A 20,652-nucleotide genomic window follows, 5' to 3' on the forward strand; every position below is an offset into this window, starting at 1 on the left:
GACGCCATGTCGACCTGGCTCGAGGCAAGTCAACCGGTCCGCACGCAGCCCAGGCTCTGGGTTGAAACGATGTGGTTGGTCGAATCCCGAGAGCCGATGGTGCTCACGCGCACCATCGACCTGCACGCCGGGCTGAACATCGTCTGGGCCAAGGAGTCCACCGGGAACGATGCCTCGGGGTTGGCCAGCGCAGGTCATGGCGTCGGCAAAACTTCGCTGTGCCTGTTGCTGAGGTACGTACTGGGTGACGACGCCCCGGCCATCGCCACGCTGCGCAGCAAGGCCGCTGGCAGTTTCCCCAAAGGCGGAGTGGCGGCAAAGGTCCATGTGGATGGTGCCGCTTGGCTGGTCTTCCGGCCGTACGGCTTGTACAGCCACTCCCTGGCCGCCCAAGGCAACGCCCTGAACCGGTTGTTCGATGGCACCGTGCCGAACGACTTCGACGGATATGGCCGCGCACTGGAGCAGTTCTCGATAGGCAGGCTCGCGGCCCGCTCTTTGCCCGGTACGAATCAGCCGCTCGAATGGCGCCATCTGCTCGCCTGGTGCATCCGCGAGCAGCGCACCCGCTTCGACGGCTTCTACCACTGGCGCGAAGGCGAGGGTCTGGGCTTCAAGCGCTCGCGGCGCGACCCGCCGCTGCTGGTCGGTTCGGTGCTCGGCCTGGTGGACCAGGCGTTGGACCAGTTGCTGCGCGACATCGAGGCCAAGCAGAAGCAGGTTGACCAGTGCAAGGAGCGCATCCCCGAGCTCGAACGGGCACCGGCCTTCGCGCTGGCCCATTCCGACCGCCAATTGCGCTTGAAAGTACGGGCGGAAGAAGACGAGCCCGTCTTCGCGACCACCATTGGCGAATCGGTCGAGTCTCGTGTTCAAGCGGCGCTGCAGAAAGCCGAGTCGGACGAGCGCGGATGGGAGCGTGAGGCGGAGCAGGCCGACGAGGCTCTGGCCCAGGAGCAGGTGCGCTTGCATGAGCTAACCGAGGCCCGCGACCTGGCCAAGGTTGAGAACGAAATGGCCAAGTCCCTGGTCGATGCGAAGCTAGAGGACTACGAGCGGCTGAGCAAAGTCCGTGACCGGCTGGCAGGCCTGGAGGGGCGATGCGAACCGGGGCACATCGAGTTCAGCGGGTGCGAGCACGTCCAGCGGAACAAGACCACCGTCAACATGACCTGGTTCCAAGACGGCAAGCAGGCCAAGACGGACGCTTCCTTGTTCGCTGCGCGCCATCAGGCCAGCACGGTCGCGCTCGACAAGGCCGAGAAGGCGGTCTCTGACCAAGAGAAGCTCATCGCCAAGAAGAGGCCTGAACTTCACCGACTGCGCGTTCGCATCGCCACGAGCGAAACCTCGCGGACGTTTTTGAAGCAGTCCTGGGACGACCTCCAGTTGAAGCACACCCAACGGAACCAGGGCGGTGACACGGCCGAACTGGCCGAGGCGCGGAAGCAACTTCTGGAGTTCGAATCAGCGCTGGAATCCCTTCGGGCGACCGAGGTCAGCCAACGGTCTCGTCAGTCGTCGAGGGTCGACGCCATCAAGGCATTGACGGGCACCGTGTCAACCAGGCTCCTCGGCGCCGCAGGGCACGCCAGGTTCGTCCCGGGACACGAGGTACGCCCCTTCGAAGTGGCGCGTGGCGGCGAGGCTTACCAGGTGCTAGAGGTGCTGCTCGGCGACATCGTCTGCCTGCTCGATTCCGCCGTGTCCGAGGCCAGCAACCACCCGGGTTTTCTGGTCCATGACTGCCCGAGAGAGGCGGACATGAGCGAGCTCCTGTACCGCGAGTTCTTCCTCGCGGCCGCCGAGGCGGCGGAGCAGCTGGGCGAGGGTGGCATGGCGCCGTTTCAGTTCATCGTTACTACGACCTCGCCGCCGCCGGCAGAGCTTGGAGGAGCGCAGCACGTCGTCCTGGAGTTGGCGCCGGGGGCGGATGAGGCGCTGCTGTTCAGGCGGCAACTGGCGCCTGAGCTGACGGGGTTTGAGTTGACGTGACGTCCATTGCGCAAGGGAACTCGACAGCGAGCACAACAAGAACATGAGCTTGATTCAAGAGAAGTACCGATTCCTGGCACCCCGGTTGGAATACCTCAGCGACCCGGTCGTGCTGTCGCTCGCATGGAAGAAGGCATCCGCCTATGTCCGCAGGCACAACTGGTATGCCGACACCCTGGAGTTGGACAGCTCCGGACTCAACCTGGAAGGGCTCACGCAGACGTGGTCGGTCGAGCTCGCCTCCGGCGCGTTCGAGCCTGGGCTGGCGAGGCTGGTACTCGCGCCGAAGAATGGCCGCTGGGGATTCCACCCCGACTTTCCAGGTGGATGGGGCCCAGTTCCCACAGGGGAAAGTAAGCCCGGCACGGAACAGGTGCCGCTGCGGCCCTTGGCACACCTCGGGGTTAGGGAGCAGACGGCAGCGGCCGGCGTCATGCTCTGTTTGGCTGACTGCATCGAGTCCGCCCAGGGAAACCCTGCCGTTGCTTCCGTGGAAGCCCAGGCCAAGGGCGTCTTCAGCTATGGCAACCGGCTGTACTGTCAGTGGTCGCCCGACGACAAAATTGCCCGCTTCGCCTGGGGAAGTGCAGACACTTACAGCCGCTACTACCAAGACTACCAGCGCTTCGTCGCGCGCCCTCGCGAAGTAGCCTCCGCACTGGAAGCCGAAGCCAGTTCCCGTGGCCAGCGCATTTTTGTCATCAAGCTCGACCTGAGCTCCTTCTTCGATGGCATCGACATCGAGAGGCTCGTCGACAAGATGCGAGCCGAGTACATCAGGTTCAAGAAGGCCTTGCCCAGCCAACTCTCGGACGACAAGGGATTTTGGGAGGCAGTCGCACGAGTTCTCCGGCTGCAATGGGCGCCGGCCGATGAGGAACTTGCTCCCTTGTTGAAGGGGGAAAGCCTTCCGAGGGGCCTGCCTCAGGGCCTGATGGCGAGCGGCTTTCTTGCCAATGCCTATCTGCTTGAGTTCGACCGGGCTATGGGCACGGCGTGCACCGAACGCCATCAGGTCGACCTCGGAGGGGTTCAAGTCGTCGTCCATGACTACTGCCGCTATGTCGATGACCTGCGGCTTGTGGTCGCCGCAGATGCCGACCTCGCACCGTCCCAGTTCGAAACGGCGGTGGTTTCGTGGGTTCAGGCCGAGTTGGACAGGTCCATCGGGGCAGGAGATGGCCAGGGAGGCTTGCGCATCAACGACAAGAAGACCGAGAGCGAGCTGCTGACGCATGTGGCCGGGGCGACGAGCGTCGCATCCCGGATGCGCCAAGTTCAGCAACAACTCAGCGGTCCCTTCGACTTGTCTTCTCTTGAGGAGTTGGAAACGGCATTGAACGGCCTGTTGTCGATGGCCGAGGCAGAGTCTGCGGACGCCAGAAAGCGGCCGGCTGGCGACCTTCCCCCGCTCGCTGTGGTTTCGCGTCCACCCATGGACGTTCGCGACGACACGCTGACCCGCTTCGCAGCTTTCCGGCTTTGCAAGTCACTGAGGCACCGGAGATTACTGGCGGACCTTAACGAAAAGCACGATGGCAGGACGGCCGGCGAGCTGCTGCTGCAGGACTTTGAGCTCACGGCTCGGCGTTTGGTTGGCTCCTGGGCCGAAAACCCATCGTTGGTACAGGTGCTGCGTTATGCGTTCGACCTCTTCCCAAGTCCCGAGCTGTTGCACGACGTGCTCGATGCGCTCAACCGGAAGCTGCAGGATGCGGAGCAGTTCCCTGACCAGGCCTCAGTCGCCTGGTATGTTCTGGCCGAGCTGTTTCGCTCAGCGGCCACTGAGACCGGGAAGCGGTGGGCGAACGATGAAGGGTTCGCGGCGGGAGACCTCGAGGCCTACAGGGGAAACCTGGCTGCGTATGCGGAAGGGCTGCTGCAGGTCGGGGGTAGCCCTTGGTATGTCCGACAGCAGGCCGCATTGCTCTTGGCAACACTAAATTCACCGACTCTCTTGGTCGGTGATGAGGTCGAGCTCGGTCGGTACCGTGCGTTGCACGACTACCTTGCGGGCCGGGTAACTGTCGAAGCGCTCAGTGAGCAAGATGTGCTGGGAAGCGCCGTCATTGGCTATCAAGTCACGGGCGATGACAAGCACTTCAAGGCCTGGCTGGCGAAGTTCTCGGCGCGATTTGGCAGGAGCGGTGCCGCTCGCGCATTGGAGCTCATCTACAAAGGCAGCGCCGCGCTCTTCGACACCATCACAGTGCCTGGCGCTGGCACTGGCGCAAGAACCAAGGGGCTACTTGGCCGTGAGTTGGCAATGCACGTCGATTCGCGCTGGAGCCGACCAGCTGGCCCACTGCCACCTGCGTGGATTCCGCTGAGCCGGGCCATCACGCATCCAACGCACCCATTTCGACATGAAAACGCTCTGCTGAGGCTCGCAGTCGCCGTTGCGGGGCATTCAGCCTGGGGCGAGCAGGGCGAACACATGTACACGGTGTTCGACCTCGACGTGAAATGCTCCAACTGGCAGGAGCTTGATGACCCAGACGGCTCTCCACTGCAGGTACGTCTGGCGCCGAGCTTTGCTGCTCGACAAGGCCCACGGCAGAAGTCACCCGCTTGGTGCCGGCATGAGCGGGCCTGGCAATACGCATTGGGTGCCATCCTTCGTGCCGCAGCTGTCGGAAGCAACGACTACACCTTAGGCTGGCGCGTTGGCGTCGGAGAACTTGGCTGGTACCGTGGCTTGCCCAGCACGAGCGCTCGACGCCGTCTGGGCATGCTGCATACCTCGCAAGCGCTGGGCGGCAGCGTATCGTCCGTCACGCCATGGTTCACCGACTTGTTGAGTGCGCTGCTTCGGTGGCCAGGAATCGAAGGCTGGGTGGATGCCCACGAGGCCGACAGGACGGACACCCCTCCGGAATTGCAGGTCGTCCTAGAAGGTCGGCTTGCCTTTCAGCGCGTGCTGTACGGGCGAAGCTCCGGTTCGCCGGTATACCGGTACCCCGTCTCCTGGCAGGCTCGGGACGCACGCACGTTGCGAATCGCTGTGGTGCAAGGTCTTTTGCCAGCGGTAGCCGATTTCACTGATGGTCTGAGTGCGCTAGACAAGTCTTCTTATCGGACGCGGCATCGCAATCACACGGCTTCGCTCCTTCGTCTTGCGGCCAAGAAGCTGGGGGCCTACGAGAGCCTGCACGGCAAGCCCCGCAAGCCGGTCGTCGATTTGGTTGTGCTGCCTGAGTACGCGGTACACGTTGACGACCAAGACCTGCTGCGTGCGTTCTCTGATGAGACCGGAGCCATGCTCCACTACGGCTTGCTTGGTGCGCGACACCCAGACAAGGGCGACCACACGAACGCAGCTCGATGGCTCATTCCGGCCCGTACGCCTCGGCGCCGCGCTTGGATTGAGGTTGACCAGGGGAAGCTTCATCTCACGGAAGAAGAAGTTCAGCTCGGCGTTACGCAGTGGTGTCCATATCGGGTGGTTGTAGAGCTTCAGCTTGATGGCAATACCGCGTATCGGATGGTGGGGGCCATCTGCTATGACGCCACGGACCTTGCACTGGCCGCAGACCTCAAGAACGAATCACATCTATTCCTGGTGCCGGCGCTAAACAAGGACATCAAGACTTTCGACGGCATGGCAGCCGCATTGCGGTACCACATGTACCAGCACGTCGTCATCTGCAATACCGGCGAGTTCGGCGGCTCGACCGCGCAAGCCCCGTATGACGAGGAGCACCGGCGAACCATTTCTCATGCGCACGGCGCGGGGCAGATTGCGGTGGCCGTCTTCGAAGTGCAGCTCGATGACTTTGGGCCTGAGTTGAAGGCAGTCAAGCAGGAAACGACCAAGTCGGTGAAGAAGCGGCTGGGGAAGACGCCACCGGCCGGACTGAATAGACGAATCTAGGGGAGGTATTCCTACGTGACCGACACACTCTTCAAAGAAGTCCACTACTCGCTGGGCGGCCTCATCGGCGACATTGGTCTCGGCCGCATCGGCCTGCCCGACATCCAGCGCCCCTTCGTGTGGGCCAACGCCAAGGTCCGTGACCTGTTCGACTCGATGTACCGCGGCTACCCGGTCGGCTACTTTCTGTTCTGGCAGACCGCGCCGAGGGTGTGGAGACCAAGGTCATCGGCGATGCGAACAAGCAAAAGGCGCCGTCGCTGCTCATCGTGGACGGGCAGCAGCGCCTGACCTCGCTGTATGCCGTCATCCGACGCGAGGCCGTGCTGCGCGAGAACTTTGAGCGCGAGCACATCCGTATTGCCTTCCGGCCGCAGAGCGGCACCTTCGCTGTGCCGGACGCGACGACCGAGCGTGACCCGGAGTACATCCTCGACATCTCCGAGGTGTTCAACCGGCCAACGCACAAGACCATCGGCGAGTACCTGAAGCGCCTGACGGCCTCGCGCGAAGTCTCCGACGCTGAGGAAGAGAAGGTGGCCGACGCCATCGGCCGGCTGGCCGGGTTGACGAACTTCCCCTTCATTGCTCTGGAGCTGTCCCAACAGTGCACCGAAGAGCAGGTGGCCGACGTCTTCGTACGCATAAACAGCGAGGGCAAGAAACTCAACCAGTCGGACTTCATCCTGACGCTGATGTCAGTGTTCTGGGACGACGGCCGCACTGAGCTGGAGAACTTCTGCCGCGCGGCGCGCCAGCCAGCGCCAGCTGGTCAGGCCAGCCCGTTTAACCAAATTTTCCAGCCTGACCCCGACCATCTGCTGCGCGTCGACGTCGGTGTAGCCTTCCGACGGGCCAGGTTGGAGCACGTCTATTCGCTTTTGCGTGGAAAGGACTTGGCCAGCGGCGAGGTCAGCCTGGAGCAGCGCAACAGCCAGTTCGACAAGCTGCGCAATGCCCAGGGGCGCGTGCTGAACCTGACCTACTGGGCAGACTTTCTCAACGTCGTTCGGTCCACTGGCTACCGCAGTGCCAAGACCATCAGCTCGGTCAACGCCCTGGTGTTCGCCTACGAGCTATACCTGCTGGGCCGGACCGAGTACGGCGTCGAAGGGTTCAAACTTCGCAACGCCATCGCGCGTTGGCTCTTCATGTCTCTGCTGACTGGTCGGTTCACTTCGTCGCCGGAGTCGCGTATGGAGCAAGACTTAGCCGAGCTGCGCGACCTGAAGACTGCGACCAATTCCTCACCCGGCTGGCAACAGTGGAGGCCGCGACGCTGACGGACGACTATTGGACCAAAACGCTGCCCTTGGACCTGGCGACCTCAGCGGGCCGTAGCCCCGCTTTGTTCGGCTTCTATGCGGCACAAACGCTTTTGGGTGCCCAGGCTTTGTTCTCGCAGCGCCCAGTGGGGGACCTACTGGACCCGCCTGCGCACGGCCAGAAGAAGGCGCTGGAGCGGCATCACCTCTTCCCGAAGCAGTACCTCAAGAAGCTCGGTATCGAGAGCGTGCGAGACATCAATCAGATTGCCAACTACGCGTTGGTGGAGTGGGACGACAACATCGCCATCTCCGATGCGCCGCCTACACAGTACTGGGCAAAGTACGCCGAGCGCTTCGACGCGGAGACACTGGCTGCAATGATGCGGTGGCACGCCTTGCCTACAGAGTGGTGGACGATGAGCTACGAGCAGTTCCTTGCCGCGCGGCGTCCGCTAATTGCGAGCGTCATTCGCCACGGCCACCAGAAGTTGGCTGGAGCTACCGCGTGACACCAGTTGACAGGCTGCGCATTGAAAAAGCCGCGGCTGACTGCGGCTTCGAGATGAGCCCCGTAAACCGTGAAAGCGGTGTGGAACTGCGTTCGGCGCGCTTCCCAGAGTCGGTGGTCGTTTACCTACAGGGCGAGGACGTCTTTCGGGTCGCTGCAGCGAACGCGAGGCTACTGCACGGCACTCATGGCGAAGGAGATGTATCCGTACAAGGTTGGGCTGCCCTGTATGACGTGCTGCGAATTGCTGCGGCACACGCGCGTACGCTGCCTAACCGGGTCGCGGATGCATTCCGCGCGCAAACCGCGAGGCTTCCGAAGTCCACCGAAGCAGAGAGGGTCGTTGTACAGCGTGTCGGGCAGAACCTTTTCCGAGCGGCGCTGCTTGACTACTGGCTGGGTAGATGCTGCGTGACCGGCCTCGAAATTCCGGAACTGCTCCGCGCGTCACACATTAAGCCATGGGCAACCTGCGAAAACGACGACGAGCGGCTGGACGTGTTCAACGGCCTACTGCTCACGCCCAGTCTTGACGCCCTATTCGACGCAGGCTGGGTGACCTTCTCGCCAGAAGGCAACATTCGGCTTTCGCCGGCCCTCTCGCAGCAGGCTCAAGTGACACTCGGCGTGACGCCTACGATGACGGTCCGGCAGCTGCGCTCCGAACACCAGCCCTACTTGGACCACCACCGCCGGCGCGTGTTTCGCCACGGCTAGACGAGCAGCGGCGCCCAGTCGGCCCACAAGGGGCAACGATGATGCTCCCAACGCACGCGTTCAAACCGAATCGCTCGTTCAAGGTCAACCCACAAGGCGGCACGCGCTGTTGCAGGTCGCTCGGTAGGACCATAGCTATCGAGCCGCCGCCTAAGGTCTGCCTCCCGCTGCAGCACTTCGTTCGCCTGGAGTGCACGCGCCATCCGGAACGCCTTCAAAGAGGGCGGCCGCATAGCGTTTGCGCCGTCGGGCCACGTGTATGAGACTACGCGCTGAACGATTCGCAGCAAAGTCTCAGGCCTGCCGTCGGAGAAGAGCAGCGCGGCACCCTGGCGTTCTTCGACGAAGTCCGAAAACCCGCACCGGAACAGCTCGTCGTGAACAAGATGACGCTTCACGGCCCCAAGCTGCTGGTAGCGCATGAAGTAGCCCCAGCAACTCACCCACTCAAAGTCCCACGGGCTGACACGTGACAGACTGGACAGCCGAACGCCCGTGAAGAGCAAGAGCAGCACGGCCCAGTAGGCAGTGCGATGTTCAAACGTCGAAGAGGTCCTGAGTTCGACGAAAGCTGGGCTGTTGAGCAGTCTCCAGACGCCCTCCACCTCGCTACGGCCTTGCTCCCGCCGAACAGCTTCGACACGTGCCAATAGATTCTCGCGCTCCGCGTCAAAGGCTGTCTCACCACTTGCTTGGTCGGCAACCTTGAGCACCAGCCGAGACACTGCGGCAAGGGCAGTAAAGCGCGCGACCACGGTTTCTGTCGCCAGTCCCCGTGACAGCTCGCCATCCAAGTACGCAGCCACTGTTCCGGGCGGGATGTTCGCCATATCGCGCACCCGAGTGGTAGCCACAAAGTGCTGACATGCGCGCAGCAAGCGCGCTTGCGAGTTGGCAGTGTGCCGGAGGCCGAGTGCCGAGATTTCCTCCGATGTGAGGGGTAGCAGCGCGGACGGCCAAACGGTCGGGGCGAGGCCAGCAACAGAGGCCCCCTCGTTGACAAGGTTTGGGGTCGGGAGTGTTACGAGGCTGGGAAATGCGATGGAGTTTTGCGCATCGAGGCCGCCATCCAGGGGGCGAAAGTCGTTCAACATGGAGTTCCTTGGTCAGTTAAGTTCAGTTCGGGTGATGCGCATCACCAGACGAACTTTGCCGACGCACAGAAAACGGCTCAACGGCTAAATGAGCCGGTTTGTGAATGCATTCACAACGCCAACCCAGAATCGAACGCAAAGTGTGAGCACGCTCACACCCGCGAGGCGCAGCCCTGGTCAGCCGGCGCCCTGGCGCCAACGAGCCGGGGCTCGGTCGCAACGGCCCCCCCTCCTCCGCGCCGCCGCGCGCCGGGGCACTTGAGACCGAAACCGGCAGCGGCGCGGAACGCGCAGCGGACGCGCTCCTGGAATACAGGATGGGAAGAACTCCTTGGGAAATTCAGGAGTCTTCTTCTCGGACAGTAAAGAAGCTCTGGGCAATGGCTCCCCCTAGCCCGCGAGACCGCTGACTTCGAGCCTGCCCCACTGTGAGCTTCCGGTTGAAGGTCCGGAATTGCGTGGGAACGTCCCGCGCGCCGTGGGCAAGACGGTCGCCGCAGTACGCCGTCTCTGGACCAGACTTCCTGCGGCACTGCGCCACAGCTGTCGCCCTCTAGTCCTGCTCCCGGGCTTGCATCTTGACTCCGCTTGATGCTGGAACCGGGTCGCGGCGTGTTGAGCCTCCTCCTCCCGGTAAGACCGTCTAGAGGAGGCTGTTTATGCGTCGTCAGCTTCCTTGGGCGATGAAGCGCCAGAAGTCGGCAATACGCCCTTCAGTACAAGGGTGGGCCGCCCCACGATGCCCTGAGCGAGGCTCCCCTCACTCTGCAGCGCTGCAAGCCATGCCGCGGGCGTATAGACGATGACATTGACCGGCCGCTTCAGCTCTCGGCCAGCCGGCTTGAAGTGCGCCTGCGCCTCGAGCTGCGACAGGTTTCGCGCAATGAGGAGGACATCCACGTCACTGCCCGGCAGCAGTTCGCCTTGGGCAGCGGAACCAAAGACCACCGCCACATCAGCTGACGGCTGAAGAGTGCCCAAGTGGCGAGACAAGGCCTGCACCAGGCCCTCCAGAGTCTCGCCACTGACCGACTCGAACGCCCGCAGCAGGCTTTCAAGGCGCTCCACCAGGTCTTTCCGGGCCAGGCTTCCTTCGGCCGTGATGCCGGCCAAGCGGTCCAGGACTTCGGTCAACCTGGTGGTTGTCTGCGCGATGACCTTGTCGTCGGTAGCCACCTGGGTGCCCTCCATGTGGTTTAGGACACGAGCCACACGCTGGCGACCAGCGCGGACCACCGTCGCAGCAACGCAGCGGCGTCCAAGACGGGTTGGCAGTCTTCACCAGCCTCCACCTCGTCAAGCGTCAGCTGGGGGTAGTGCCAGAGGTCGGGGTCCAAATTGCAGCGGTCAAACAGAAGGCGCCACCGCCCCACCAAGGCGCCCGGGCAGTTCGAAGCGATGTGAGCGAACAGCTCTACCGTCATGAGCTCACCCAGCCGGCGCTCCGCAAGCTCTCCCTCGCCGGCCACGGTTGCCTGGACGACCAGGCCTTCAATCCACTCGCCGACACCCTGCTGATGGCGCTGTGCCTCCACCAGTGCCGCGCTGGTCACTGCTGGGCTGAGGTGGACGACGGTACGCACCGGCTGTTGGCGACGTTCGATGAGGTTTTGCATGTTGCGGTCCCGCTGAGTTGTGGTGCTGCACATCCTTCCTTCAACGGCGCCCCAAGGCCAGCGATTCCGGTTACGTAATCGTCGGCCGGAGCATCGCTTTTCACCCAGTCCTTCGCCCTCGCTACACGCAGTAGGTGCCGCACGGTGCGGCCCCAAACATCGAGGACAGGAAATCAATATGGGACGACCCGGAATCACCGCCGTCGACGTTGTACGAGCCTACGTGAGCCTGCTGAAGCAACGACGCGTACCCGGACCGGCCAACTTGCGTCTGGAGTTGGCGAAAGGTAGCTACACAACGATTGCTCAGCACGTGAACCGGCTGGCGCTTCGACACGTCGCCATCAAGCCGCCGAAGCAGCGCCGCAAGACCTCACGCCGTGACGCGGGAGGCTGGAGACGAGGCTGAACTGACAGGGCAACCGAGCACCGCTTCGGTCGCCCTGACCCTGGCCCCATTTTCTATTTTTCATCGACCCTGGCGCCCTCGCCGGGGTCGTCTTCAAGGGCCCATACGCCCTGGCTCCAGGCCCCTCCAGGGAGGCATGCCGAGCGCCGTCCTGGGGCGCTGCCGTTGGTCCTTGCCGGGATAACTCGCGGGTCGCTACACTGAGGGCGACTCAGCGGAAGCTGTTCCAATTCTGTGCCAACGGCGGCGATTAGAAGGCGTTGGAAAGCGACGGAAAAGGAAGGAAGCCACTCGCTAAGTTGTTGATTTTTCTAGGACCACCTCAACCGGGGTGAGGTTCCTGGCGATGCAGGTCTTGTTTCGGGACGTAGAGGCCGGAGGTTCGAATCCTCTCACCCCGACCAGGATTCAAAAAGCCCAAGTGGATCGACCACTTGGGCTTTTTCCTTTTCGGCGCTCCGCGTCGACGCATTCAGCACCTTGCGCCGCCTCGCACCGGGTTCCGCGGCAGATCCCAGGCCCCTGCTACCGAAGACAGCACCAACATCGCACCGTTGGGAATCGGACAGGACACGCCCCCCGTCCGCTCCCTACATTCGCCCTGCGGCAACGGCCTGCGACGGGCGCATATCCAGGGTCAGCCGGCAGCGCCGTCCGCACTGCCAAGGATCTGATCATGCAAGGCTCTCGCCCTTCCTTCTCGTTGCCCAGCCCCGATGCCAGCGCCCCTTCCCGCATGCTTGTCGCAGCGCTGATCGCTGCGGCATTCACCCCCCACGAGGCCTTCGCGGCATGCACCGGCACGGCCGGCGCCTGGCTGCAAGCGAGCGACGGCACGACTTGCACCGCCAGCGGTAGCTACTCGAGCACCGGCGCCGCTTCCGGCATGGGCGCCCTGTCCTCGGTTGGCGGCGGAGTGATCAATGCCGCGACCGCCACCACCGTGACCCTGTCGAGCAACGGCCGTTCCGGCGCCTACGCGACCGGCGCCGGCTCGCAGGTCAACTTGCGGGGAGGCGCCACCATCAGCCGCGGGCCCACCGGCAGCGGCAATCAGGGTCTCGTCGCTGATGGCGGCGCGACCATCACGGCCGACGGGCCGTTGACGATCACGCTGCCCAACGGTTCGGGCAACCACGGCGTCCTGGTCCAGGACGCCGGCAGCACGATCACGCTCAATGGCGCGACCCAGATCACCATGGGTCGCGGCAGCGCCTACTCGCCGGGCCTGCGCGCCATTGGCGGGACATTGATCGTCAACGGCGATGTGACCGTCAGCACCGCGGGCGATTCGAGGTCCGACGCCGTTGTCGCCGACACCGGCGGAACCGTCACGCTGAACGGCGCAGCGAACCTCAGCACCAGCGGCCCCCAGGCCTCGGGCCTGAAAGTGAAGACGGCGGGAACCATCACCTACAACGGCCCGACCACGATCACCGTCAGCAGCCTCAATGGATCCGGCATCCGGACGGTGACCGCGGGCATCGTGAATGCCGGCGCTTCCTCGACCACCACGATCGATGTCAGCGGCGTCAATGGGCAAGGCATCTCGGCAAGAGACATCGGGTCGCAGGTGAACCTGGCCGGCGCGGTGACGATCCATGTCACCGGCGTCACGCGGGCGGATGTTCCGGCCGGCAACCCGGAGTCCTACGCGGCCGGCCTGCTGGCCGACCTGGGCGCGCCATCAACGCGACGGGAGCGCTGCATGTCGCCACGAACGACGCCACCAGCTTCGGCGCGCTGCTCGTCGCCGACAACGCCGCGATCGCAGCCACCGGCGGTGGCACGATCAGCGCGGCGGGCACCGCCATCGGTTTCGCGCCGGGCGCTTCCCAGCAGGCCCGCTTCGACCGCTTCGTCATCACCAACGCGTCGGGCGACCTCGTTCGCGCCGAGGGCGCGCCGGCGGCGCGCTGACCCTGAACGACAGCACGGCCACCGCCATCGCGGGAAGCAACGTGATCAGCGCCGTCAACGGCAGCACGTTCACCGCAACGGCAAGTCGCAGCACCTTGAACGGCAACCTCGCCGCCGATGCCTCCAGTGTCCTGAACGCCCGCCTGCTCGAGTCGTCGCGTCTCGCCGGCAGCATCGCGGGAGCCCATCTCGCCGTCGACGGCACCAGCCAGTGGACGATGACCGCCAACTCCACGTTGAGCGGACTCGATCTCGCCGGCCACATCGCCACCCCCGACCCCGGGCAGGTCTTCACCGCCCGCACCCTGACCGTCGCGGGCAACTGGGCCGGCCAGGGCGGCACGGTGCAGCTGCACACCGCGCTGGGCAGCTCTGACTCGCAGACCGACCGCATCGTGGTCGATGGCGGCACGGTGAGCGGCAGCACCACGCTGCGGATCACCAACGTCGGCGGCCTGGGCGCCCCGACCACCGGAGACGGCATCCGGATCGTCGAGGCGATCAACGGGGCCACGACGACGGCCCAGACCAGCAAGGACGCCTTCACGCTGGACGGCGGTCATGTGGACGCCGGCGCGTACAGGTACAGGCTCCGGGCGGCCGATGCGACTGGCGCCGGCGAAGACTGGTATCTGCGCTCGACCTACCGGACCGATGCGGCGCTCTTCGCCGCATTGCCGGCGCAACTGCGCCAGGCGGACCTGGCCATGCTGGGCAACCTGCACCGGCGCATGGGCGACGACACCGGCGACGCCGGTCGTCGCGCCTGGGCTCGCGCCGTCTACAGCGACCTCGACATCCGCCAGGCCGGCGACATCGCCCCGCGGAGTCAGGGACACGTCTCCGGCCTGCAGGCCGGCACTGACCTGCTGGTAAACGGCGCCTGGCGCGCGGGCGTCTTCCTCGGCCTGATGGACGGTCGGACCGACGTGGACGGCCAACTCGGGGGCAGCCAGGAGCGGGCCGGCAGCACCGGCCTGCAGTCGCGCCATCTCGGTGGCTACGCGACCTGGAGCGGTCCGAATGGCTTCTATGCCGATGGCGTGCTCCAGTTCGGCCGCCATCGCTACAGCATGCGTCCGGAGGACGACACCAACTCGACCGCCCGCGCCCGTGGCGTCACGGTCTCCCTCGAAGCCGGCAAGTCGCAACCCGTCGCTGCCGGATGGAGCCTCGAGCCCCAAGCGCAGGTGATCTATCAGGCGAGCCGCTTCGACGACGCACAAATCAGCGGCGCCACCGTGCAGCAACAACCGCAGGGCCGATGGACGGGCCGGCTGGGCCTGCGTCTCAAGGGTGACGTCGCCACCGGTGCCGGCCGCCTGCAACCCTACGCGCGCGTCAATCTGTACCGCACGAGCGGCGGACACGACCTCACGCGGTTCGTCGGACCGGCATGGACGACCGACCTCGCCGCCGGCACCGGCGCCAGTGCCGCAGAGCTCGCCGCCGGCTTCACGCTGACCCTTTCGCCGACGGCCAGCGCCTACGGCGAAATGGGACACGTCGCGGCCATCGGCGGCGAGTCGCGTTTCAACTCGTCGCTGCAGGGCAGCGTGGGGCTGAAACTCCGCTGGTAGCCTTCCCGCTTCGCACATTTCCCGCTCAATTTCCAGTGCCCAACGCCGAAATTGCACGGAGCGTCTGACTTCAGTGAATGCCCGGGGCATCCCCGGCGTCACCCCTTCGTTCAAGGGGGTAAAGTGAGAGGTCGTTCCGGCGCCAGCGCCGGGCATCAGGCAAGACCCAACCGATGGCGATATCCGTGGACACCACATTGGCCGAACCCCCTCAGTCCGCCCTGTCCGGCGTTGCCCGCGTGCTGGTGCATGCCGGCAAGCTCAAGCCGCAGGCCGCCGAGGACCTGGTCAAGCTGGCGCGGGAGAAGAAGACCAGCTTCGTCAACGCGGTCATGGCATCGGGGACCGTGTCGCCCTCGGACCTGGCCCATACGCTCTCGCACGCGCTGGCGCTGCCGCTGCTGGACCTGAACGCGGTCGACGCGCACAAGCTCCCGCAGAACATCATCGACGCCAAGCTGGCCACCCAGTACCAGGTCGTCGTGCTGGCACGGCGGGGCAACCGGCTCTTCATCGGCGGCGCCGACCCGACGGAGCAGGAGGCGGTCGAACGCATCAAGTTCGCGACCCAGCTGACCCCCGAATGGATCATCGTCGAGCACGACAAGCTCGCGAAGCTGCTGGGCATCACGGCCGCGTCGACGGCCGAGGCGCTGGAGGCGATCTCCGGCGAGGACTTCGACTTCGACATCGCCGAGGAAGACGCCCCGCCGCCGGAAGAGTCGCAGGACATCACCGACGTGGAGGACGCGCCGGTCGTGCGCTTCCTGCAGAAGATGCTGGTCGACGCCATCAACATGCGGGCATCGGACCTCCACTTCGAGCCGTTCGAGTACCACTACCGCGTGCGCTTCCGCGTCGACGGCGAACTGCGCGAGATCACCCAGCCGCCGATCGCGATCAAGGACAAGCTGTCCTCGCGCATCAAGGTCATCTCGCGGCTGGACATCTCCGAACGCCGTGTCCCGCAGGACGGCCGGATGAAGCTGAAGTTCGGCTCCAAGGCCATCGACTTCCGGGTCTCGACGCTGCCGACGCTGTTCGGTGAAAAGATCGTGATCCGGATCCTGGACCCGTCGTCGGCGAAGCTGGGCATCGAGGCGCTGGGCTACGAGAAGATCGAGAAGGAGCGGTTGCTGCAGTGCATCCACCGCCCCTACGGGATGATCCTGGTCACCGGGCCGACCGGCTCCGGCAAGACGGTGTCGCTGTACACCTGCCTGAACATCCTGAACCAGCCCGGCACCAACATCTCGACCGTCGAGGACCCGGCGGAAATCAACCTGCCCGGCATCAACCAGGTCAACGTCAACGACAAGGCGGGACTGACCTTCTCCGCGGCGCTCAAGGCCTTCCTGCGCCAGGATCCCGACATCATCATGGTCGGTGAGATCCGCGACCTGGAAACGGCCGACATCGCCATCAAGGCGGCGCAGACCGGCCACATGGTGATGTCGACGCTGCACACGAACGACGCGCCCACCACCCTCACGCGTCTGCTGAACATGGGCGTGGCCCCGTTCAACATCGCCTCTAGCGTCCTGCTGATCACCGCCCAGCGCCTGGCCCGGCGGCTGTGCGAAAACTGCAAGGCGCCGGCCGAGTACCCCCGCGAGGCGCTGGTCCGCGCCGGGTTCGCCGAAGAGGAACTCGACGGCAGCTGGAAGCCCTATCGCGCCGTTGGCTGCTCGAATTGCAACAATGGTTATCGAGGCCGTGTCGGTCTTTACCAAGTGATGCCCATCAGCGAGGCGATTCAGCGGATCATCCTGTCCGAGGGAACGGCCATGGACATCGCCGAGCAGGCCCGCGCGGATGGCGTGCGGGACTTGCGGCAGTCCGGGCTGGTCAAGGTCCGGGCGGGCGTCACGACACTGGAAGAGGTGCTGGCGGCCACCAACGAATGACACCGGCGACCTGACGCGGCGTCCTCGGACGCCGCGTTCGCGCGTCTGGCGTCTGGCCACCGGGACCGTTCGAACGAATCAAAGATTGGGAGCGCCAGTCCCCTGGCGCGACGGCAGGAGGTGATATGGCGACGACCACCGCAAGCGGCAAGAGCGCGACCAGCAAGAACATCAAGGAATTCGTCTTCGAGTGGGAAGGCAAGGACCGCAACGGCAAGATCGTGCGCGGCGAGATGCGCGCTGGCGGCGAAGCCGTCATCAGCGCCTCGTTGCGGCGCCAGGGCATCCTGGTCACCAAGGTCAAGAAGCGGCGCAGCTCGGGCGGCAAGTCCATCAAGCAGAAGGACATCGCCGTCTTCACGCGCCAGCTGGCGACGATGATGCGCGCCGGCGTGCCGCTGCTGCAGGCCTTCGACATCGTCGCCCGGGGCAGTCCCAACCCCCGCCTGACCAAGCTGCTGACCGACATCCGCCAGGACGTCGAGACCGGCACCTCGCTGTCGGCGGCCTTCCGCAAGCATCCGCTCTACTTCGACGCGCTGTACTGCAACCTGGTCGAGGCCGGCGAGCAGGGCGGTATTCTCGAAGCGCTGCTGGACCGCCTGGCCATCTACCAGGAAAAGACCGTCGCGCTGAAGGGCAAGATCAAGTCGGCGTTGACCTATCCGATCGCTGTGCTGGTGGTGGCCTTCGTCGTGACGGCAGTCATCATGATCTTCGTGATCCCGGCCTTCAAGGACGTGTTCAAGTCCTTCGGCGCCGACCTGCCCGCGCCGACGCTGTTCGTGATGGCCATGTCCGAGATCTTCGTCGCCTACTGGTGGCTGATCTTCGGCGTCATCGGCGGCGGCCTGTACTTCTTCTTCCAGAGCTGGAAACGCTCGGAGAAGATGCAGAAGTTCATGGACCGGCTGCTGCTGAAGATCCCCGTCTTCGGCCAACTGATCTACAAGTCGGCGGTGGCGCGATGGACGCGCACGCTGGCGACGATGTTCGCCGCCGGCGTGCCGCTGGTGGAAGCGCTGGACTCGGTGGGCGGCGCCTCCGGCAACGCGGTGTTCGTCGAGGCGACCGAGAAGATCCAGCGTGACGTGTCCACCGGCGCGTCGCTGACGACCTCGATGCAGACGACCGGCATCTTCCCGATCATGGTCCTGCAGATGTCCTCGATCGGCGAGGAGTCCGGCTCGCTGGACCACATGCTCGGCAAGGCCGCCGACTTCTACGAAGAAGAAGTGGACGACGCGGTGAAGGCGCTGTCCAGCCTGATGGAACCCATCATCATCGTGTTCCTGGGCACGCTGATCGGCGGCATCGTGATCTCGATGTACCTGCCGATCTTCAAGCTCGGCGCGGTGGTGTAAGTGCTGGACCAGAGCCTGCTGGAAGCGCTGCTGTCGCCCGCTTACCTTGGCCTGATCGGCCTGTGCGTCGGCAGCTTCCTGAACGTGGTCATCTACCGGACGCCGGTGATGCTGCATCGGACCTGGCTGTCCGATTGCGCGGACCAGCTGGCCCAGGAAGACGACCTGCGCACCCACGCGGGGCTGGATGAGGCCAAGGCCAGGCAACTGGCCGCCTCCGTCGTCCCCTTGCGGGAAGCCCTGGACGGCCAGCCCGCGTTCTCGTTGATCCGGCCGGCCTCCCGTTGCCCGCATTGCGGTCACGCCCTGCGCTGGCACGAGAACCTGCCGCTGCTGGGCTGGCTGCGTCTGGGCGGGAAGTGCGCCGCCTGCAAGGCGCCGATCTCGCCGCGGTATCCCTTCATCGAACTGCTGACCGGCCTGCTGTTCGCCGGCATCGCCTGGCGCCTGGGCCCGCAGCCGAGCGCCTTGCTCTATTGCGGCTTCGCGGCGGCGCTGGTGGCGCTGGCGGGGATCGACTGGGACACGACGCTGCTGCCGGACAGCATCAACCAGCCCTTGCTGTGGGCCGGACTGGTCGCCGCGCATGCGGGCTGGATCCCGGTGTCCCTGCCGAACGCGCTGATCGGCGCGCTGGCTGGCTATCTGTCCCTCTGGTCGATCTACTGGATCTTCAAGCTGGCCACCGGCAAGGAAGGCATGGGCTACGGCGACTTCAAGCTGCTGGCCGCCCTGGGCGCGTGGCTGGGTTGGCAGATGGTGCTGCCGGTCGCGCTGTTCGCCTCGCTGATCGGTGCGGTGGTCGGCATCGCGCTCAAGCTGCGAGGCGGCTTACGCGAAGGCCGCTATGTCCCGTTCGGTCCGTTCCTGGCGGGCGGCGGGCTCGCGGTGCTGCTGATCGGCACCGCCGAAGTCACCGCCTGGCTCGGTCTGCAGGCGATCTGATCCCGTCCGCCGGGCCTCCCATGCGCATCGGACTCACCGGCGGCATCGGCAGCGGCAAAAGCACCGTGGCGGCCGCGCTGGTGGAACTCGGCGGCGCGCTGCTGGTCGACACCGACGCCATCTCGCGCGCATTGACGGCCCCAGGCGGGGGAGCGATGGCGGCGATCGAAGCCCGGTTCGGCCGACCGTTCGTTGCCAGCGATGGCGCGCTGGACCGCGCCGCCATGCGCGACCTGGCCTTCCGCGATCCCGCTGCGAAACAGGCGCTCGAAAGCATCCTCCATCCGATGATCGGCGCCGAGACGGCGCGGCAGGCCGCGCTCGCCGCGTCCGGCCAGCGGGTCGTCTTCGACGTGCCCTTGCTGGTCGAGTCGGGCCGCTGGCGGCGCCTCGTGGACCGCGTGCTGGTGGTCGACTGCGACGAGTCCACCCAGATCGCCCGGGTGATGGCCCGGTCCGGCCTGAGCGAGGGCGCCGTGCGGGCCATCCTCGCCCAGCAGGCGACGCGGGCGCAGCGTCGCGCCGCCGCCGATGCGGTGATCCACAACGACGGCCTGACTCTGTCGCAACTGCGAGAAGAAGTCGGCCAACTGCTGACCAGTCCCCTGTTCTGACCACCCCTCACCCGGCCAGGGTGATGCATCGGCGCACTGTGGAACAATGGCCCCTTGCCGCAAAGGGATGGTCGACTTGGTCCTCTACGAATATCCGTTCAACGAGAGCATCCGCACGATGCTCAGACTCGAACACCTGTTCGATCGGCTCGGTCAGCTGATGGCGCGCGACACCGCGATGGATCACCACTTCGCGTTGGCCACCATCTTCGAGGTCATGGATGTCGCCTCGCGCGCCGACCTGAAGGCCGACCTGCTCAAGGAGCTGGAACGCCACCGCACGCAGTTCAACGGCTACCGCGGCAATCCCGCGGTCTCGGAAGCGGTGCTGGACGAGGTGGTCGGCCGGATCGACGCCGCGTTCGACAAGCTCAACCAGTTGCCGGGCAAGGCGGGTCACGCGCTCACCACGAACGAATGGCTGATGAGCATCCGGAGCCGGATTTCCATCCCGGGCGGCACCTGCGAATTCGACCTGCCGGCCTACTACGCCTGGCAGCAACTGCTGCCGGTGCGCCGGCGCAATGACCTCATGCAGTGGGCCCAGACGCTGATGCCGATGGCCGAGGCGCTCAACGTCCTGCTTGGCTTGCTGCGGGACAGTGGCTCGCCGCACAAGGTGGCGGCGCACGGCGGCCAGTACCAGCAGAGCCTGCCGCCGGGTCGCAGCTTCCAGCTGCTGCGCATGCGCATTGACCCCAGCTTGGGATTGATTCCGGAAATCAGCGGCCACCGTCTGATGGTCTCGATCCGCCTGATGCGCCAGGACGAGGACGGGCGCTTGAAACCGGCACCCGTCGACGCCACCTTCGAACTCACCCTGTGTTCCTGACAGCCGTAC

General features: G+C 65.0%; 17 protein-coding genes. 12 read left to right on the top strand and 5 right to left on the bottom strand.

The window, feature by feature from the left end; all coding sequences use genetic code 11:
* The first annotated feature begins 6 nt into the window (after positions 1-6).
* From FUT87_RS02895 to FUT87_RS02910, 6 genes are read left to right on the top strand one after another with little or no spacing between them, the layout of a single operon-like run.
* Complete coding sequence (locus FUT87_RS02895; protein ID WP_147240023.1) at positions 7-1,995, top strand: hypothetical protein; 1,989 nt, start codon at positions 7-9, stop codon at positions 1,993-1,995.
* A 43-nt stretch (positions 1,996-2,038) separates the two neighbouring features.
* On the top strand, positions 2,039-5,869 hold the full coding sequence (locus FUT87_RS02900; RefSeq protein WP_147240024.1) for an RNA-directed DNA polymerase: 3,831 nt from the start codon (positions 2,039-2,041) through the stop codon (positions 5,867-5,869).
* Positions 5,870-5,884: 15 nt separating this feature from the next.
* Entirely contained in the window at positions 5,885-6,160 is a 276-nt protein-coding gene (locus FUT87_RS29790) for a DUF262 domain-containing protein (RefSeq protein ID WP_222617028.1), read from the top strand.
* Positions 6,082-7,152, top strand: coding sequence for a DUF262 domain-containing protein (locus FUT87_RS29795; protein ID WP_222617029.1), 1,071 nt, complete (start codon positions 6,082-6,084; stop codon positions 7,150-7,152). Before FUT87_RS29790 ends, FUT87_RS29795 begins: the two co-directional genes overlap by 79 nt.
* The gene (locus tag FUT87_RS29800; protein WP_222617030.1) at positions 7,134-7,646 is read left to right on the top strand and encodes a hypothetical protein; all 513 of its coding nucleotides are present in this window, start codon (positions 7,134-7,136) and stop codon (positions 7,644-7,646) included. Before FUT87_RS29795 ends, FUT87_RS29800 begins: the two co-directional genes overlap by 19 nt.
* A complete protein-coding gene (locus FUT87_RS02910) occupies positions 7,643-8,362 on the top strand; it encodes an HNH endonuclease (RefSeq protein WP_147240025.1) in 720 nt (239 codons plus the stop codon). Before FUT87_RS29800 ends, FUT87_RS02910 begins: the two co-directional genes overlap by 4 nt.
* On the opposite strand, the gene FUT87_RS02915 is transcribed toward FUT87_RS02910, so the two are convergent.
* From FUT87_RS02915 to FUT87_RS02930, 5 genes are all read right to left on the bottom strand, one after another.
* Positions 8,359-9,453 (bottom strand): hypothetical protein, encoded by a 1,095-nt coding sequence (locus FUT87_RS02915; RefSeq protein WP_147240026.1) that lies wholly within the window; start codon positions 9,451-9,453, stop codon positions 8,359-8,361. The genes FUT87_RS02910 and FUT87_RS02915 overlap by 4 nt on opposite strands.
* 660 nt (positions 9,454-10,113) lie before the next feature.
* Positions 10,114-10,632, bottom strand: a complete 519-nt coding sequence (locus FUT87_RS02920) for a nucleotidyltransferase domain-containing protein (protein WP_186830327.1) — start codon at positions 10,630-10,632, stop codon at positions 10,114-10,116.
* Positions 10,633-10,652: 20 nt separating this feature from the next.
* Positions 10,653-11,072, bottom strand: coding sequence for a hypothetical protein (locus tag FUT87_RS02925; protein WP_147240028.1), 420 nt, complete (start codon positions 11,070-11,072; stop codon positions 10,653-10,655).
* 1,462 nt (positions 11,073-12,534) lie between these two features.
* Complete coding sequence (locus FUT87_RS28315; protein WP_186830328.1) at positions 12,535-12,681, bottom strand: hypothetical protein; 147 nt, start codon at positions 12,679-12,681, stop codon at positions 12,535-12,537.
* Between the two features lie 213 nt (positions 12,682-12,894).
* Positions 12,895-13,098 (bottom strand): hypothetical protein, encoded by a 204-nt coding sequence (locus FUT87_RS02930; RefSeq protein WP_147240029.1) that lies wholly within the window; start codon positions 13,096-13,098, stop codon positions 12,895-12,897.
* A gap of 344 nt (positions 13,099-13,442) precedes the next feature.
* Here FUT87_RS02930 and FUT87_RS02935 point away from each other — a divergent pair, with 344 nt between their 5' ends.
* The 6 genes from FUT87_RS02935 to zapD all read left to right on the top strand — a co-directional run bounded on the left by FUT87_RS02935 (position 13,443) and on the right by zapD (position 20,643).
* Complete coding sequence (locus FUT87_RS02935) at positions 13,443-14,981, top strand: autotransporter outer membrane beta-barrel domain-containing protein (RefSeq protein WP_186830330.1); 1,539 nt, start codon at positions 13,443-13,445, stop codon at positions 14,979-14,981.
* A gap of 173 nt (positions 14,982-15,154) precedes the next feature.
* The gene (gene pilB, locus FUT87_RS02940) at positions 15,155-16,888 is read left to right on the top strand and encodes a type IV-A pilus assembly ATPase PilB (protein ID WP_091727150.1); all 1,734 of its coding nucleotides are present in this window, start codon (positions 15,155-15,157) and stop codon (positions 16,886-16,888) included.
* Positions 16,889-17,013: 125 nt separating this feature from the next.
* Positions 17,014-18,252, top strand: coding sequence for a type II secretion system F family protein (locus tag FUT87_RS02945; protein ID WP_147240031.1), 1,239 nt, complete (start codon positions 17,014-17,016; stop codon positions 18,250-18,252).
* 3 nt (positions 18,253-18,255) lie between these two features.
* Positions 18,256-19,197 carry an A24 family peptidase gene (locus FUT87_RS02950; RefSeq protein ID WP_255511632.1) on the top strand — a complete coding sequence of 314 codons (942 nt, stop codon included), beginning with the start codon at positions 18,256-18,258 and terminating at the stop codon, positions 19,195-19,197.
* Between the two features lie 20 nt (positions 19,198-19,217).
* Positions 19,218-19,811, top strand: a complete 594-nt coding sequence (coaE, locus tag FUT87_RS02955; protein WP_147240032.1) for a dephospho-CoA kinase — start codon at positions 19,218-19,220, stop codon at positions 19,809-19,811.
* Positions 19,812-19,887: 76 nt separating this feature from the next.
* Positions 19,888-20,643, top strand: coding sequence for a cell division protein ZapD (gene zapD, locus FUT87_RS02960; protein ID WP_091731524.1), 756 nt, complete (start codon positions 19,888-19,890; stop codon positions 20,641-20,643).
* The last annotated feature ends 9 nt before the right edge of the window (positions 20,644-20,652 follow it).

The organism is Mitsuaria sp. TWR114, assembly GCF_007997345.1.

What these genes read in the sequence shown, in the direction of transcription:
- FUT87_RS02900 (WP_147240024.1), top strand. Translation starts at nt 2,039, where the DNA reads ATGAGCTTGATTCAAGAGAAGTACCGATTCCTGGCACCCCGGTTGGAA.
- FUT87_RS02895 (WP_147240023.1), top strand. Translation starts at nt 7, where the DNA reads ATGTCGACCTGGCTCGAGGCAAGTCAACCGGTCCGCACGCAGCCCAGG.
- FUT87_RS02945 (WP_147240031.1), top strand. Translation starts at nt 17,014, where the DNA reads ATGGCGACGACCACCGCAAGCGGCAAGAGCGCGACCAGCAAGAACATC.
- FUT87_RS28315 (WP_186830328.1), bottom strand. Translation starts at nt 12,681, where the DNA reads ATGGTGATCTGGGTCGCGCCATTGAGCGTGATCGTGCTGCCGGCGTCC.
- FUT87_RS02925 (WP_147240028.1), bottom strand. Translation starts at nt 11,072, where the DNA reads ATGCAAAACCTCATCGAACGTCGCCAACAGCCGGTGCGTACCGTCGTC.
- pilB (WP_091727150.1), top strand. Translation starts at nt 15,155, where the DNA reads ATGGCGATATCCGTGGACACCACATTGGCCGAACCCCCTCAGTCCGCC.
- coaE (WP_147240032.1), top strand. Translation starts at nt 19,218, where the DNA reads ATGCGCATCGGACTCACCGGCGGCATCGGCAGCGGCAAAAGCACCGTG.